Source organism: Kitasatospora sp. NPDC008115 (genome assembly GCF_042957205.1).
Taxonomy (GTDB): Bacteria; Actinomycetota; Actinomycetes; order Streptomycetales; family Streptomycetaceae; genus Kitasatospora.
The window spans coordinates 159,265-175,071 of sequence record NZ_JBIBHU010000011.1; the positions used below are offsets into that span (position 1 = coordinate 159,265).

Consider the following 15,807-nt stretch of genomic DNA (forward strand, 5'->3'; position numbering starts at 1 on the left):
AAGGGCCCCCGGGGAGCGCTCCCCGGGGGCCCTTTCGCGTGTCGTCCGCGGGCGGGATCAGCCGCTGAACTCCTCCTGGCTGCGGTGCGCCTGCTCCAGCAGCTCCTGGACGCCGGCCAGCTCCGACTCCAGCTTCGCCGTCTTGGAGGCGTTGCCGGCCGCGCGGGCCTTGTCCAGGTCGGTGCGCAGCTTGTCGGCCTTGGCCTGGAACAGCCCGACCATGCCGGCCGCGCGGGCCTTGGCCTCCGGGTTGGAGCGCTTCCACTCGGCGTCCTCGGCCTCGCGGATGGCCCGCTCGACCGCGTTCAGCCGGCCGTCCAGCTTCGGGCGGACGTCGCGCGGAACGTGGCCGATCGCCTCCCAGCGCTCGTTCACCTCGCGCAGCGCCGCCTTGGCCGCCTTCAGGTCGGTGATCGGCAGGATCGTCTCGGCCTCGGCCGCCAGCGCCTCCTTGAGCTTCTGGTTGGCGACCTGCTCGGCGTCACGCTCGCTGAACACCGCGGAGCGCGCCTGGAAGAAGACGTCCTGGGCGCCGCGGAACCGCGCCCACAGCTCGTCCTCGATGTCGCGCTGGGCGCGGCCGGCGGCCTTCCAGCGCGCCATCAGGTCGCGGTAGCGGGCCGCGGTGTCGCCCCACTCGGTCGAGGAGGAGAGCGCCTCGGCCTCGGAGACCAGCTGCTCCTTGGTGAGCCGGGCCTGCTCGCGCTCGGCGTCCAGCGCCGCGAAGTGCGACTTGCGGTGCTTGGAGAAGACCGAGCGGGCGTGCGAGAAGCGGTGCCACAGCTCGTCGTCGCTCTTGCGGTCCAGACGGGGCAGGCCCTTCCAGGTGTCCACCAGGGCGCGCAGCCGGTCGCCGGCCTCCCGCCACTGGGTGGACTCGGCGAGCTGCTCGGCCTCGGCGACCAGCGCCTCCTTGGCGGCGCGGGTCTCGTCCTGGGCCTTGGCCCGGGCGGCCTTGCGCTCCTCGCGACGGCTCTCGATCTCGCCGGCGAGCGCGTCCAGCCGCTGGGCCAGCGCCGCCAGGTCGCCCACCGCGTGCCCCTCGGTGACCTGCTCGCGCAGGTGCTCCAGGGCGGCCTGGGCGTCCTTCGCGGCCAGGTCGGTGGTGCGCACCCGCTTCTCCAGCAGGCCGATCTCCACCTCGATGCCCTGGTACTTGCGCTCGAAGTAGGCGAGCGCCTCCTCGGGCGAGCCGGCCTGCCAGGAACCCACGACGCGTTCGCCGTCGGCCGTCCTGACGTAGACCGTGCCCTGCTCGTCCACACGGCCCCACGGGTCGCTGCTCATAGCGCGTCCTCCACATGACGTCGCGCCCGCGCCGGGGCGGTACGCGTCCGTCGTCCACAGTTGATGTGCGGCGGACCGATGAGTCCGCCGTCCCCGTCCGCCGTGTCTTGCTGCCGAGGGTGACGGCCGGCGGGTCTGGGCACCCTACACAACGCCAACATAGGCGACCAGGACCGGTGCTGTCCGCATCCGGGCCGGGCGATTTCGGGCCGGGGCCGCCCCGGAGCGCCGCGGTGGCGCGTCAGGGCGGCCCCGGAGCGGGTCAACCCTTGGCGGCGGTCACCGAGTTGAGGGTGACGTCGGCCATCGGGTGGCCGTCCGTGCCGCCCTCCAGGGTGCCCGCGGCGGCGATCTTCTGGACCACGTCCAGGCCGCCGGTGATCTTGCCGAACGGGGTGTAGTTCGGCGGCAGCTCGGTGTCCTTGTAGACCAGGAAGAACTGGCTGCCGTTGGTGCCCGGGCCGGCGTTGGCCATCGCCACGGTGCCGGCCGGGTAGGTGGCGCCGGTGAGGTTCTCGTCGGCGAACTTGTAGCCGGGGCCGCCGGTGCCGCCCGGGGCGGTGGCGCTGGCGGTCGGGTCGCCGCACTGCAGCACGAAGATGCCGTCGGTGGTGAGGCGGTGGCACTTGGTGTGGTCGAAGTACTGCTCGCCGGCCAGGAAGGCGAAGGAGTTCACCGTGTGCGGCGCCTTGGCGGCGTCCAGCGACAGCGTCACCTTGCCGCAGTTGGTGTCCATGGTCACGGCGTAGGTGGCCTTGGCGTCCACGGTCATCGCCGGCTCGGCCTGCCACTGCTTGCCGTTCGGGGTGCCGGCGGCGGCCTCGCCGCAGCCCTCGACCGGCTTGCGGGTCGGCACGCTGGGCTCGGTGGGGGTCGGCGCGGCCTGCGCGGTGGTGCCGTCCTTCTTGTCGTCCGAGTCGAACGCGCCGGTCGCGAAGAGGGTGCCGCCACCGGCCAGCACGACCACGGCGAGCGCGGCGCCGAGGATCGTGTTGCGCCGCTTGCGGGCGGCCGCCGCCGCGACCCGGCGCTCCATCTGGCGCTCGTACTTGTCCCGGGCGAGCTGCCGCCGTCGCTGTTCGCTGCTGACCACCGGCTCTGTCTCCTACGGATGTGCTGATCGCGGATGTGGGGGCTTCGTCTGTGTGCGACGCCGATGCGGATCATCGCACCCATCGGCGGCCAAGTGTAGGGACCGCGACCGTAAGAACGGGGTGAACCGTTCTGCTCGAAGTGAACCTGTCACGCCCATCTGGTTCGCAACCGGACCCGCACCGCCGGTAGGCTGCCCCTACATCACAGTTCGTAGCCGCAGCCGAGGCCGCCAAGCCGACCGACGCCGAGGACCCGAAGACCGACACCGAAGGACGCGCGTGTTCATCGCCGGATTCCCCGCTGGAGCCTGGGGCACCAACTGCTACCTGGTCGCGCCGGCGGCGGGCGAGGAGTGCGTCATCGTCGACCCGGGCCACCAGGCCGCCGCCGGCGTCGAGGAGATGGTCCGCGAGCACCGGCTCAAGCCGGTCGCCGTGCTGCTCACCCACGGCCACATCGACCACGTCGCCTCCGTGGTCCCGGTCTGCGGCGCCAAGGGCGTCCCGGCCTGGATCCACCCCGAGGACCGGTACATGATGAGCGACCCGGAGCGGGCGCTCGGCCGCTCCCTGGGCACCCAGCTGATGGGGGAGCTGACCGTCGGCGAACCCGACGACGTGCGCGAGCTCACCGACGGCAGCGTGCTGGAGCTGGCCGGCCTGTCCCTCACCGTCGACCACGCCCCCGGCCATACCGGGGGGTCGGTGACGTTCCGGACGCCCGGCGCCGAGGACCTTCCCCCGGTGCTCTTCTCGGGCGACCTGCTCTTCGCCGGCTCCATAGGGCGAACCGACCTCCCGGGCGGGGACAGCGCGGCGATCATGCGCTCGCTGGCCCGGGTGTGCCTGCCCCTCGACGACGCCACCGTGGTCCTCTCCGGCCACGGCGGACAGACCACCATCGGCCGCGAGCGCGCCACCAACCCCTACCTCAGGCAGGCAGCGGGGGCGGCCGGCGCCCCGGCCTTCCCGCGACGAGGAATGTGACGGAAGAGAAGTTGAGCACCTTCACCGCCCCCAAGGGCACCTACGACCTGCTGCCGCCCAGCTCGGCGACCTTCCTGGCGGTCCGCGAGGCGATCGCCGCACCGGCCCGCCGGGCCGGCTACGGGTACATCGAGACCCCGGTCTTCGAGGACGTCAAGCTGTTCTCCCGGGGCGTCGGCGAGTCGACCGACATCGTCACCAAGGAGATGTACACCCTCACCACCAAGGGCGGCGACGAGCTCGCGCTGCGTCCCGAGGGCACCGCCTCCGTGCTGCGCGCGGCCCTCCAGGCCAACCTGCACAAGCAGGGCAACCTGCCGGTCAAGCTCTGGTACTCCGGCTCCTACTACCGCTACGAGCGCGCCCAGAAGGGCCGCTACCGCCAGTTCTCGCAGGTCGGCGCGGAGGCGATCGGCGCCGAGGACCCGGCGCTGGACGCCGAGCTGATCATCCTGGCCGACGACGCCTTCCGCGCGCTCGGCCTGAGCGACTACCGCCTGCTGCTCAACAGCCTCGGCGACAAGCAGTGCCGCCCGGTCTACCGCGCCGCCCTGGTCGAGTTCCTGGCCGGCCTCGACCTCGACGAGGACACCCGCCGGCGCGCCGGGATCAACCCGCTGCGGGTGCTCGACGACAAGCGCGAGTCGGTGCAGGCCCAGCTCGGCGGCGCCCCGAAGCTGCGCGACTACCTCTGCGAGGACTGCAAGGCCTACGACGAGAAGGTCCGCGAGCTGCTCACCGCCAACGGCGTCGACTTCGTCGACGACCCCAAGCTGGTCCGCGGCCTCGACTACTACACCCGCACCACCTTCGAGTTCGTGCACAACGGCCTCGGCGCCCAGTCCGCGATCGGCGGCGGCGGCCGCTACGACGGCCTGTCCGAGATGATCGGCGGCCCGGCGCTGCCCTCGGTCGGCTGGGCGCTCGGCGTGGACCGCACCTACCTGGCCCTGGAGGCCGAGGGCGTCACCCTCGACCTGCCGGCCGCCACCTCCGTCTACGCCGTCGCGCTCGGCGAGGAGGCCAAGAACGTCCTGTTCGCCAAGGTGGTCGAGCTGCGCCGGGCCGGCGTCGCCACCGACCTCGCCTTCGGCGTCAAGAGCATCAAGAACGCCATGAAGTCCGCGGACCGTTCCGGCGCCCGCTTCGCCCTCGTCGCCGGGGACCGCGACCTCGCCGAGGGCGTCGTCCAGCTCAAGGACCTCACCACCGGCGAGCAGAACCCCGTCGCCCTCGACGCACTCGTCACCACCCTGAAGGAGAAGCAGCTGTGATCCGCACGCACGACGCGGGCACGCTCCGCCCGGAGCACGCAGGCACCACCGTCACCCTGGCCGGCTGGGTCGCCCGCCGCCGCGACCACGGCGGCGTGGCCTTCATCGACCTGCGCGACGCCTCCGGCACCGTGCAGATCGTGGTCCGCGACCTCGACTCGGTGCACGGCCTGCGCGCCGAGTACTGCGTCAAGGTGGTCGGCGACGTCCGCGTGCGGCCCGAGGGCAACGAGAACCCGGACATCCCGACCGGCGCCGTCGAGGTCGTGGTCAGCGCGATCGAGGTGCTCTCCGAGGCCGCGCCGCTGCCCTTCCCGGTCGCCGAGTACGAGCCCGGCACGGTCAACGAGGAGGTGCGCCTGCGCTACCGCTACCTCGACCTGCGCCGCGAGGGCCCCGCCAAGGGCCTGCGCCTGCGCTCCAAGGTCAACAACATCATCCGCCGGGTGATGGAGGAGAACGACTACCTCGACATCGAGACGCCGTACCTCACCCGCTCCACCCCCGAGGGCGCCCGCGACTTCCTCGTCCCGGTCCGCCTCCAGCCCGGCCACTGGTACGCCCTGCCGCAGTCGCCCCAGCTGTTCAAGCAGCTGCTGATGGTGGCCGGCATGGAGCGCTACTACCAGATCGCCCGCTGCTTCCGCGACGAGGACTTCCGCGCCGACCGCCAGCCGGAGTTCACCCAGCTGGACATCGAGGCCTCCTTCGTCGACCAGGAGGACATCCTGGCCCTCGGCGAGAAGATCATCGGCGCCATCTGGCGCGAGGTCCACGGCTACGAGATCCCCGACCCGCTGCCGCGGATGACCTACGCCGACGCCATGGGCCGCTACGGCTCGGACAAGCCGGACGTCCGCTTCGGCCAGGAGCTCACCGACCTCACCGCGTACTTCAAGGGCACCGACTTCCGGGTCTTCCAGGCCCCGTACGTCGGCGCCGTGGTCATGCCCGGCGGCGCCTCGCAGCCGCGCAAGCAGCTCGACGCCTGGCAGGACTGGGCCAAGGCGCGCGGCGCCCGCGGCCTCGCCTACGTGCTCATCGACGCCGAGACCGGCGAGCTGCGCGGCCCCGTCGCCAAGAACCTCTCCGAGGAGCACCTGGCCGGCCTGGCCGCCGCCGCCGGTGCTAAGAACGGCGACGCGATCTTCTTCGCGGCCGGCAAGGAGCGCGCCTCCCAGGAGCTGCTCGGCGCCGCCCGCCTGGAGATCGGCCGCCGCTGCGAGCTGATCGACGAGTCCCAGTGGGCGTTCCTGTGGGTCGTCGACTTCCCGATGTTCGAGCCGATCGAGGACGACAAGGGCGCGTTCCAGGGCTGGCACGCCGTGCACCACCCCTTCACCGCCCCCACCGCCCAGTCGCTGGCCACCTTCGACACCGACCCGGGCAGCGCCCTGTCCAACGCCTACGACCTGGTGCTCAACGGCTCCGAGCTGGGCGGTGGTTCGATCCGTATCCACCAGCGGGACGTGCAGAAGCGGGCGTTCGACGCGATCGGCCTGTCCGAGGAGGAGGCCGCCTCGCAGTTCGGCTTCCTGCTGGACGCCTTCAACTACGGCCCGCCGCCGCACGGCGGCGTCGCCTTCGGCCTGGACCGGATCGTCACCCTGCTCGGCGGGTACGACACCATCCGGGACGTCATCGCCTTCCCGAAGACCTCCACCGGCGGCGACCCGCTGACCGGTGCGCCCACCCCGATCACCCCGGCGCAGCGGCGCGAGGCCGGCGTCGACGCCCAGCCGAAGGTCCGCGAGGACGGCAAGTCCGAGGGCCAGCCGAAGGCCTGACACCCCGTCGGCCGACATCGGCTAACCTTTCACGGCCTCGGACGGCATTTCCGCTGTCCGGGGCCGGTCCACAACGGTGTGCGACAGAGAGAGGGTCCCGCTGTGAAGGTCAGTACCAGGATCGAGTGTCCCGAGGACGCCCCCGCCACCAGACGTGTCCACATGGCCGCCTTCCCCGGCCCCGACGAGGCCGACCTGGTCGACGCGCTGCGCCGCGACCCGGCCTGGCTGCCGGACCTGTCGCTGGTGGCGGTCGACGACTCCGGGCTGGTGGTGGGCCACGCGCTGCTCACCCGGCTGCGGGTCGGCGAGGGCAAGGGGCTGGCGCTCGCGCCGGTCGCCGTCGCCCCCGAGTGGCAGCGCAAGGGCGTCGGCGAGCTGGTGGTCAGGGCCGCGCTGACGGCGGCTGAGGGCGCCGGCGAGAAGCTGGTCATCGTGCTCGGCGATCCCGACTACTACGGCCGCTTCGGCTTCGTCCCCGCCCAGGGGCACGAGGTCAGCGGCCCGTTCGAGGTGCCCGAGGGGTACTTCCAGGCGCTCGCGCTGCCCGCCTACGACGGCTCCCCGCGGGGCCTGTGCCACTACCCCGAGCCCTTCGAGGCGGTCTAGCCGCCAGTCCGCCCAAGCCCGCCAGTCCGCCCGAGCCCGTCAGATCGACGGTGCCGTCCGGGCCGGCCGGGCCGGCTTCCCGCCGAGGCCTATCGTGGCGCGGCAGCTGCGCACGAACGCGGTCATGGCGGGCGTCGGCTCCCGGTCCTTCGGCCAGTACAGCCCGACCTGGCTCGGGCTCAACCCTCGCACCGGCCGGTACGCGACATCCTCGCGCGGTGCCAGCCGGCTCATCGTCTCCGGGGCGAAACCGACGCCCTGGCCGCACACCACCGCGGCCAGCCACTCGTCGGTGTTGTGCGCCACCGCGCCGATCCGCACAGGTCGCCCGCCCCGCTCCCGGACCGCCAGCCAGTAGTCGCGCCAGTGCCCGGCCTCGTGCGGGATCGCCACGAAGGGCTCGTCGAGCAGCTCCTCGAAGTCGATCACCGCACGGGCGGCCAGCCGGTGCCCGGCCGGCAGCGCCGCGCAGCGCGCCTCCTCGCCCAGCACGGCCACGTTGTACCGCTCGGAGATCGACGGCGGCGCGTGCCAGAGCGTCAGGTCTATCTCCCCGGCGGCCAGGCCCGAGGTCGGGTCGAACCAGTTGTTCTGCCGCAGCTCCACCTGCCAGCCCGGCATCCGGCGGGTGAAGTCCGCCACCGTGCGCCGGGTCATCAGGTTGATGATGCCGCCCTCGAACCCCACCCGCAGCGTCGAGCCCTGGTCCGCCGCGGCCGCCCGGGTGGCGCGCAGCGCCTCATCCCAGTCGGCCAGCAGCGGCCCGGCGTGCGCGGCCAGCGCCCAGCCGGCCCGGGTGGGGGCCATGCCGCGCCGCGACCGTTCGAACAGCTCCACCCCGAGCAGGCTCTCCAGCTGACGGATCTGCTTGGTCAGCGTCGGCTGGGAGACGAACAGCCGGGCCGCCGCCGCGGTCAGCTGGCCCTCCTCGCAGACCGCGGCGAAGCTGCGCAGCAGGCGGGTGTCGACATCCATGCCCCAAGGTTATGGAACCGGAAATTGGACCCGTCCGGCAGGTCTGGGTCATGGTTGATCGTTCGGTCTTCGGACCGGTTGACGGGGGAGCCGGGCAGCGGCGGTTCAGGGGGCCGCCGCTGCCCGGCCGGAACCCCCCGGACCTGCGGGAACCCGTGCCAGGACGTACGGTGAAGGGTCATCAGCACCCCATCGAACGGAGGCACCCGGGTGGCAGCGAAGGCCCAGCGCGGGCGGAACGCGGCGGACCGGCGGAGCGGTCCGGGCGAGCGCCTGGCGAAGAAGCCCTACGAGCAGGAACTGCTGCGGCTCCAGCAGGAGCTGGTGAAGCTCCAGGAATGGGTGCGCGCCGAGGGCGCCCGGCTGGTGGTGGTCTTCGAGGGGCGCGACGCGGCCGGCAAGGGCGGCGCGATCAAGCGGGTGACGGAGTTTCTGAACCCGCGCATCGCCCGGGTCGCCGCCCTGCCCGCGCCCACCGAGCGGCAGCGCACCCAGTGGTACTTCCAGCGCTACGTCGAGCACCTGCCCGCCGCCGGGGAGATCGTGCTGTTCGACCGCAGCTGGTACAACCGCGCCGGGGTGGAGAAGGTGATGGGCTTCTGCACCGAGGAGGAGTACTGGCAGTTCCTCCAGCAGTGCCCGACCTTCGAGCGGATGCTCACCGAGTCCGGTGTGCTGCTGCGCAAGTACTGGTTCTCGGTCAGCGACACCGAGCAGCAGCGGCGCTTCCAGGACCGGCTGGAGGACCCGATGAAGCGCTGGAAGCTCTCGCCGATGGACGTCGAGTCGATCACCCGCTGGGAGGACTACTCGCGGGCCAAGGACGAGATGTTCCTGCACACCGACACCCCCGAGTCGCCGTGGCACGTGGTGGAGAGCGACGACAAGCGGCGGGCCCGGATCAACATGATCGCCCACCTGCTCTCCACCGTCCCGTACCGCGAGGTGAAGCCGCCGACGATCGAGCTGCCGGAGCGCCCGGCCTCGCGCGGCTACCAGCGGCCGCCGCGGGACCTCCAGCGGTACGTCCCGGACCATGCGGCGGGCCTCGGCGCGTAGCGGCCCGCCCCGGGGCCGTGCCGGGGCCGTGCCGGGGCCGTGCCGGGCCTCCTCCGAACGGCCGTGCGGCGTTGCCGCCACCGCCGCCCGGCCGTCCGATGGAGGTGCTCGGGACGGCCCCGGCGCCCCGGGGCGCCCGGACGAGGTCAGGAGACCGCCCATGTTCGTTCGCACCGGCTACTTCACCGGCGATCCCGCGCTGATCGACCGGGCGCTCGACGGCCTCCGTGCCGAGGCGGTCGGCCTGCTCTCGGCGAGGCCCGGCTACGTCGGCTACGGGCTGTTCGCGAACCGGGGGCTCGGCGTCCTCACGATGGGCTCGTGGTGGGCGACCCGGCAGGACGAGCGGGACAGCGCCGAGCACCTGCGCCGGCGGCGCGACGAGCTGCTGGCCCCGTTCGCCGGGACGGCGGCCGTCGACGTCTGGGAGGCCGCCGAGGTGGCCCAGGCGGCGGCGGTCGCATCGGGGTCGTGGTTCCGGCTGGCGCGGTTCGACTTCGCGGGGGCGGACGCCGAGCGGATCGCCGCCCGCTTCCGGGAGGACGGCCTGCCGGCCCAGCGGCGGCTCGACGGCTGCCTCGGCGGCTCGATGCTGCTGAACGCCGAGGACGAGCGCGGCTCGGTGGGAATCCTGTTCGCCGACCGGGCCGCCCTGGACGCCTCCCGCGGCCCCGCCGCGGAGATCCGTGCCCGGGGCGTCTCGGCCGGCGGGCTGACCCTGCGCTCGCTGGAGGAGTTCGAGACGGTACTGCTGGACGTCCGGGAGTCGTAGGCCCCGTCTTCGAACCCCCGCCTGCCGGGCGGTGCGCCCCCGGCCTGGCGGCCGGGAGGTGCCCCCACCTCCGCCTTGCGATGCACGCACCCGGACGCCGCCCGGTCCGCCCTGCGGGCGGACGACGGGGGTTCGAAGCCGGACCCCGGGACCGCGGGGCTGTCGGCGGGCTCGCATAGGCTTCCGGTGTGGACGAACCGGACCTCTTCACCGCCGCCGCCGAGGAACGCCAGAGCAAGGAGCCCGGCCGGGCGCCGCTCGCCGTGCGGATGCGTCCGCGCACCCTCGACGAGGTGGCCGGCCAGCGGCAGCTGCTCAAGGACGGCTCGCCGCTGCGCCGGCTGGTCGCGGGCGCGCGCGGCCCGGCGGCGACCAGTTCGGTGATCCTCTGGGGCCCGCCCGGCACCGGCAAGACCACGCTCGCGCACGTCATCAGCCAGGCGGTGGAGGGCCGGTTCGTCGAGCTGTCCGCGATCACCGCCGGGGTCAAGGAGGTGCGCGCGGTCATCGACGGCGCCCGCCGCGCGGTCGGCATGACCGGCCGGGAGACGGTGCTCTTCCTCGACGAGATCCACCGCTTCTCCAAGGCCCAGCAGGACTCCCTGCTGCCCGCCGTGGAGAACCGCTGGGTCACCCTGATCGCCGCGACCACCGAGAACCCGTACTTCTCGGTGATCTCCCCGCTGCTGTCCCGCTCGCTGCTGCTCACCCTGGAGTCGCTGACCGACGACGACGTCCGGGCGCTGCTGCGCCGCGCGGTCGCCGACGAGCGAGGCCTGGAGGGCGCGGTCGAGCTGAGCGCCGAGGCCGAGGACCACCTGGTGCGGCTGGCCGGCGGCGACGCCCGCAAGGCGCTCACCACGCTGGAGGCGGCGGCCGGCGCGGCGCTGGAGAAGGGCGAGGCGAGCATCACGCTGGCCACCACCGAGACCGCCGTCAACCACGCGGCGGTCCGCTACGACCGGGACGGCGACCAGCACTACGACGTGGCCAGCGCGCTGATCAAGTCGATCCGGGGCAGCGACGTGGATGCCACGCTGCACTACCTGGCCCGGATGATCGAGGCGGGGGAGGACCCGCGGTTCATCGCCCGGCGGCTGATGATCTCGGCCAGCGAGGACGTCGGCCTGGCCGATCCGACGGCGCTGCAGACGGCGGTGTCGGCGGCCCAGGCGGTGGCGCTGATCGGCTTCCCGGAGGCGCGGATCATCCTCTCCCAGGCGGCCATCGCGCTCGCCCTGGCGCCCAAGTCCAACGCGGCCTACCTGGCGATCGACGCGGCGCTCGCGGACGTCCGGCAGGGGCTGGCCGGGCCGGTGCCGCCGGCCCTGCGGGACGCGCACTACGGCGGCGCGGGCAAGCTGGGGCACGGCAAGGGGTACCGCTACCCGCACGACCTGCCGGAGGGCATCGCGGCCCAGCAGTACGCGCCGGACACGGTGCACGGCAAGGTGTACTACCAGCCGACCCGCCACGGCGGCGAGGCCCGCTACGCGGACGCGGTGGAGTGGACCAGGGCGCGCCTGCGGGGGGAGCCGAAGCGGGAGCCGAAGGGCGGCGGGAAGCCCGGGTCAAAGGCCGAGTGATCGGCCGGTATACTCGTGCGGAGTGCCGTGTCCCGGGACGGCGGCAGGGGAGACCCTGACCGACCGGCCACACCAGCGGGAGAACGGTGACGGTCCCCTTACGGGGACCCAGGAGCGTCGTGCACCGTCTCGGTGTCGCGGGTGACCCGGTTTCCGGTTCGATCCGTGTGACAAGCACATCTCGTGCCCGGCTCCGGAGAGCGGCTGATCGCACTGCCCCCGGGCGGTGGGGTTTTCTCCGGGCCGCGACATGCGACCTCCGTCAACACCTGGTGAAGCCGTATTCGTAAGCAAGGAAGGTTTGGTTCATGGCGAACCAGAAGCGTCCCAAGGTCAAGATCGCGCGTGCGCTCGGCGTGCCGCTGACCCCGAAGTCCGTCAAGTACTTCGAGGCCCGCCCGTACCCGCCCGGCCAGCACGGCCGTGGTCGCAAGCAGAACTCGGACTACAAGGTCCGTCTGGTCGAGAAGCAGCGTCTGCGCGCTCAGTACGACCTGAGCGAGAAGCAGATGGCGCGCGCGTTCGACCGCGCGAAGAAGGCCGAGGGCAAGACCGGTGAGGCGCTCGTCGCCGAGCTGGAGACCCGCCTCGACGCCCTGGTCCTGCGTTCGGGCATCGCCCGCACCATCTACCAGGCCCGTCAGATGGTCGTCCACGGCCACATCGAGGTCAACGGCGGCAAGGTCAACAAGCCGTCGTACCAGATGAAGCCGGGCTTCGTGGTCACCGTCCGCGAGCGCAGCAAGGAGAAGGTCCCGTTCCAGGTCGCCCGTGAGGGTGGCAACGCGGGCGAGGGCCAGACCCCGAAGTACCTCGAGGTCAACCTGAAGGCCCTGGCCTTCCGCCTGGACCGCGCGCCGCAGCGCAAGGAGGTCCCGGTGATCTGCGACGAGCAGCTCGTCGTCGAGTACTACTCGCGCTGACCCGCGAGCGGTATCACCTGCGGTACCCAGCGAGCCCCCGTCGCCCTCGTGGCGACGGGGGCTCGCCCCTTTTCCCGGCTCCGGTGGAGCGGGGTCAGTACGACTCGCCGGTCATGGCGGAGGCGAGCCGCAGGTGCGGGCGGGCCTCCTCGGCGCGGCCCTGGCGCTCCAGGGTGCGGCCGAGCATCAGGCGGGCGTAGTCCTCGGTCGGGTCGGCCTCCAGGACCCGGCGCAGCTCGGCCTCGGCCTTGCGCAGCTGGGCGGAGTGGAAGTAGCTGCGGGCCAGCAGCAGCCGGACCGACAGGTTGGCCGGCTCCTCGGCGAGCACGCCTTCGAGCATCCGGGCGGCGTCGGTGTACGCCTTGGACTCGAAGTAGAAGTTCGCCATGCGGTACTCGTCGGCGATGTTGGCCACGGTGGGCTCCTTCCGTACGGTGGTTCCGCCCGCTCCAGCAATGGACAAGATTCAACTATTCCCGGCCCCGCCCGGCGCCCCTCAGCGCCCCACGGGGGAGGGCCGGGGCGCCGGCGGCAGCGGTCCGGGTCCGGGCCTGCGGCCCGGACCGTCCGGGCGGCCGTCGCCGCCCAGCGCCCGGTGCACGGCGGCGTCCAGGCCGAGCCGGGTGCCGGTGGCGAAGAAGTCGGTGAACTCCTGCTCGGTCAGCCCGGCGACGGCGCGCTCCTCGCAGGCCCGGTGCGGGCCGTTGAAGGTGCGGGAGCCGAAGAACGGCTTGCCGACCGCGCGCCAGATCCGGTGCGCGGCGCCCTGCAGCACCCGGGCCTCGCGCAGGTCGCCCGGCTGCCCGGGGCCGGCCGGCTCGGTCTCCAGCAGCGCCAGCAGGTCGATCGCCAGCACGATCCCCAGTAGGTCGTTGAAGAGGTGGTTGAGCCGCACGCTCTCCCGGGCCAGCGTCCGGGCCGGGCGGATCTCGCCGTTCAGCCAGTGCGAGTACGCCAGCGCGTAGAGCCCGTACGCGTACGCCCACTGCTCGCCGTGCTCCTCGCACAGCTCGCGGACCTGGCCGAGCCAGAGCCCGCCGCTCTCCCGGTCGCCCTGGAAGAGGTGGGCGAGGGCGAGTTCGAACATCGCCATCAGCACGTTGCTGTTGAGCTCGCCGACGGCGCGGTAGTGCCAGAGCGCCTCCTCGAACAGTTCGGTGGCGCGGGCCGGCTCGTCGTCGATCAGCGCGGCGCAGCCCTGCCGGTGCACGGCGTAGGCCAGCGCCCGGTCGTCGCCGGTGGTGAGCGCCTGGTGGCGGCACTCCTCCAGGGCGGGCCGGGCGGCCGCCAGGTCGCCCTGGAGGGTGGCGGTGTAGCCGGTCACCCAGAGGGCCTTGGCGCGGGCCTCGGTGGGTTCGGCGTCGAGTGCCAGCGCCCGCTCCAGCCAGTACCGGCCCTCGCCGAGGTGGCCGCAGCCGACCCAGTAGAACCAGAGGGTGCCGGCCATCAGCAGGGCGATCTGCTCCTCGCCGGGCTCGGCCAGGCTGAACTCCAGGGCGGCCCGCAGGTCGGCGTGCGCCAGCGCGGTGCGTTCGGCGGTCTCCGCCTGGCGGGGGCCGAACCATTCGACCTCGCCCCAGGTGGCCACGCCCAGGTACCAGTCCCGGTGCCGGCGCAGCAGCCGGGGCTCCTCGCCGCCCGCCCGCAGCCACTGCAGCCCGTACTCGCGGACGGTGTCCAGCAGCCGGAACCGCACGCCGTGGGGGGACTCTCCGTCGGCCTGGCGGCCGGGAGGTGCCCCCACGCGCAGGACGACGGACTTGGCGACGAGTTCGGTGAGGTGGTCGAGCAGTTCGTCCGGGTCGACGCCCTCGCCGGTGCAGACGTACTCGGCCGCGTCCAGGTCGAAGTCGCCGGCGAAGACGGCGAGGCGGGCCCAGAGTAAACGTTCCTGCATTGTGCAGAGCTCATGGCTCCAGCCGATGGCCGTGCGCAGCGTCCGGTGGCGCGGCAGGGCCGCCGGGTCGCCGCCGGTCAGCAGCCGGAACCGGTCGTCCAGCCGGGCGCCGATCTGTTCCACCGACAGCGCCCGCAGCCGCCCGGCGGCCAGCTCCACGGCCAGCGGGATGCCGTCCAGCCGGCGGCACAGCCGGGCGATCGCCCCGGCGTTCGCGGCGGTGACCTCGAAGGACGGCAGCACCGCCCGGGCCCGGTCGGCGAACAGCCGCACCGCGTCCGGCAGGACGGCCGTCGGGCCGTCGGGTTCCACGGGCCCGGCCGACAGCGGGGCCAGGGTCAGCAGGTGCTCGCCGGCCGTGCGCAGCGCCACCCGGCTGGTGGCCAGCACCCGCAGCCCCGGCACGGCCCGCAGCAGCGCCACGGCCAGCTCGGCGCAGGCCTCCGCCAGGTGCTCGCAGCCGTCCAGCACCAGCAGCAGCCGGCGCCCGGCCAGCTGCTCGGCCAGCACCTCGAGCGGGGCCCGCGCGGTGCCGTCGGTCAGCCGCAGCGCCTCCAGCACGGCGTGCCCGAGCAGCCGCCCGTCCCGCACCGGCGCCAGCTCGACCAGCCAGCCGCCGTCCGGGAACGCCCCCGCGGCCCGGGCCGCCGCCCGCAGCGCCAGCCGGCTCTTGCCGACGCCGCCGGGGCCGGTGACCGTCACCAGCCGGTGCCCGGCCAGCAGCAGGGCCAGTTCGGTCAGCTCCCGCCGCCGGCCGACGAAGCTGGTGACCTCCGCCGGGAGCCGCCCCGGCACCGGCCGGTCCGGCCGTGGTGTCGATTCCCCGTCCAAACCCTGCTCCCCGCTTCGAGGCCCGGGCCAGGCCGGCCCGGGCGTCCGTCCGTCTGGGCCGCGTGGGTGGCGGCCTGCCTGGCAGAACGAGGTGACCGGCGGGTAGGTTACGCGCGCGCATCGCACACCCGGTCGGATCGCCGCGCGCCCCGCGCGGGAAACCCGGTCCGGAAAGTCCGTGCGGTCGCGATAGGGTTCCCTAGGGCGTGTATGCCCTGAGGGAACGCAAGGCGAGGGAGCGCGCAAAGGTGTCCGTGGGAGAGCTGGCCGGCCTGCTCGTCGCCGTGTTCTGGGCGGTCCTGGTCACCCTGCTCGCCGTCGTGCTGGTCCGGCTGTCGCGGGTGCTCAAGGAGGCCACCGTCCTGGTCTCCGCCGTCACCGAGCAGGCCGTCCCGCTGCTGACTGACGCCGGCGCCGCCGTGCGCAGCGCCAACGAGCAGCTGGAGCGGGTGGACGAGATCACCGCCAATGTGCAGGACGCGGCGGCCAACGCCAACGCGCTCTCCTCCACCGTCGCGGCCACCCTGGGCGGCCCGCTGGTCAAGGTCGCGGCGTTCAGCTACGGCGTGCGCAAGGCCGTCGCCAAGCAGCAGGGCGGCGTGTCGCTGCCGGCCCAGCCCGCCGAGCGCGAGGAGCTGGCCCGGTTGATCCGGGCCGAGGTGCGGGCCGCGACCGCGCCCAGGAGCGGTCTGCTCTCCCGGGTCCGGCGCGCGGTGAGGGGCTGAC

The 15,807-nt window shown here is 73.4% G+C and carries 14 protein-coding genes; 9 read left to right on the forward strand and 5 right to left on the reverse strand.

Going from position 1 to position 15,807, the window contains the following annotated elements:
* Positions 1 to 57: 57 nt before the first annotated feature.
* Positions 58 to 1,287: a DUF349 domain-containing protein gene (locus tag ACFZBX_RS16425; protein WP_391534421.1), complete on the reverse strand. Its 1,230-nt coding sequence runs from the start codon at positions 1,285 to 1,287 to the stop codon at positions 58 to 60.
* Between the two features lie 262 nt (positions 1,288 to 1,549).
* On the reverse strand, positions 1,550 to 2,380 hold the full coding sequence (locus ACFZBX_RS16430) for a peptidylprolyl isomerase (protein WP_391534422.1): 831 nt from the start codon (positions 2,378 to 2,380) through the stop codon (positions 1,550 to 1,552).
* Between the two features lie 280 nt (positions 2,381 to 2,660).
* Between ACFZBX_RS16430 and ACFZBX_RS16435 the strand changes: the two genes are divergently transcribed.
* The 4 genes from ACFZBX_RS16435 to ACFZBX_RS16450 all read left to right on the forward strand — a co-directional run bounded on the left by ACFZBX_RS16435 (position 2,661) and on the right by ACFZBX_RS16450 (position 7,038).
* Positions 2,661 to 3,368 (forward strand): MBL fold metallo-hydrolase, encoded by a 708-nt coding sequence (locus tag ACFZBX_RS16435; RefSeq protein WP_391534423.1) that lies wholly within the window; start codon positions 2,661 to 2,663, stop codon positions 3,366 to 3,368.
* An 11-nt stretch (positions 3,369 to 3,379) separates the two neighbouring features.
* Positions 3,380 to 4,642, forward strand: a complete 1,263-nt coding sequence (hisS, locus tag ACFZBX_RS16440; protein WP_391534424.1) for a histidine--tRNA ligase — start codon at positions 3,380 to 3,382, stop codon at positions 4,640 to 4,642.
* Positions 4,639 to 6,429: an aspartate--tRNA ligase gene (gene aspS / locus ACFZBX_RS16445; RefSeq protein WP_391534425.1), complete on the forward strand. Its 1,791-nt coding sequence runs from the start codon at positions 4,639 to 4,641 to the stop codon at positions 6,427 to 6,429. The genes hisS and aspS overlap by 4 nt, the downstream gene beginning before the upstream one ends.
* Before the next feature lie 102 nt (positions 6,430 to 6,531).
* Positions 6,532 to 7,038 (forward strand): GNAT family N-acetyltransferase, encoded by a 507-nt coding sequence (locus ACFZBX_RS16450; protein WP_391534426.1) that lies wholly within the window; start codon positions 6,532 to 6,534, stop codon positions 7,036 to 7,038.
* Between the two features lie 39 nt (positions 7,039 to 7,077).
* Here the strand turns inward: ACFZBX_RS16450 and ACFZBX_RS16455 are convergent, their stop codons facing one another.
* Complete coding sequence (locus tag ACFZBX_RS16455) at positions 7,078 to 8,013, reverse strand: LysR family transcriptional regulator (protein WP_391534427.1); 936 nt, start codon at positions 8,011 to 8,013, stop codon at positions 7,078 to 7,080.
* A 273-nt stretch (positions 8,014 to 8,286) separates the two neighbouring features.
* On the opposite strand from ACFZBX_RS16455, the gene ppk2 reads away from it, so the two are divergent.
* The 4 genes from ppk2 (at position 8,287) to rpsD (ending at position 12,353) form a co-directional block, all read left to right on the forward strand.
* Positions 8,287 to 9,072, forward strand: coding sequence for a polyphosphate kinase 2 (gene ppk2 / locus ACFZBX_RS16460; RefSeq protein WP_391534495.1), 786 nt, complete (start codon positions 8,287 to 8,289; stop codon positions 9,070 to 9,072).
* A 160-nt stretch (positions 9,073 to 9,232) separates the two neighbouring features.
* A complete protein-coding gene (locus tag ACFZBX_RS16465) occupies positions 9,233 to 9,844 on the forward strand; it encodes a hypothetical protein (RefSeq protein ID WP_391534428.1) in 612 nt (203 codons plus the stop codon).
* A 188-nt stretch (positions 9,845 to 10,032) separates the two neighbouring features.
* Positions 10,033 to 11,430, forward strand: coding sequence for a replication-associated recombination protein A (locus tag ACFZBX_RS16470; protein WP_391534429.1), 1,398 nt, complete (start codon positions 10,033 to 10,035; stop codon positions 11,428 to 11,430).
* 308 nt (positions 11,431 to 11,738) lie between these two features.
* Complete coding sequence (rpsD, locus tag ACFZBX_RS16475; protein WP_350570297.1) at positions 11,739 to 12,353, forward strand: 30S ribosomal protein S4; 615 nt, start codon at positions 11,739 to 11,741, stop codon at positions 12,351 to 12,353.
* Positions 12,354 to 12,447: 94 nt separating this feature from the next.
* Here the strand turns inward: rpsD and ACFZBX_RS16480 are convergent, their stop codons facing one another.
* The gene (locus ACFZBX_RS16480) at positions 12,448 to 12,741 is read right to left on the reverse strand and encodes a tetratricopeptide repeat protein (protein WP_391534496.1); all 294 of its coding nucleotides are present in this window, start codon (positions 12,739 to 12,741) and stop codon (positions 12,448 to 12,450) included.
* 108 nt (positions 12,742 to 12,849) lie between these two features.
* Positions 12,850 to 15,081 (reverse strand): ATP-binding protein, encoded by a 2,232-nt coding sequence (locus tag ACFZBX_RS16485; protein ID WP_391534430.1) that lies wholly within the window; start codon positions 15,079 to 15,081, stop codon positions 12,850 to 12,852.
* Positions 15,082 to 15,329: 248 nt separating this feature from the next.
* Here ACFZBX_RS16485 and ACFZBX_RS16490 point away from each other — a divergent pair, with 248 nt between their 5' ends.
* Positions 15,330 to 15,806 (forward strand): DUF948 domain-containing protein, encoded by a 477-nt coding sequence (locus ACFZBX_RS16490; RefSeq protein ID WP_391534431.1) that lies wholly within the window; start codon positions 15,330 to 15,332, stop codon positions 15,804 to 15,806.
* The last annotated feature ends 1 nt before the right edge of the window (position 15,807 follow it).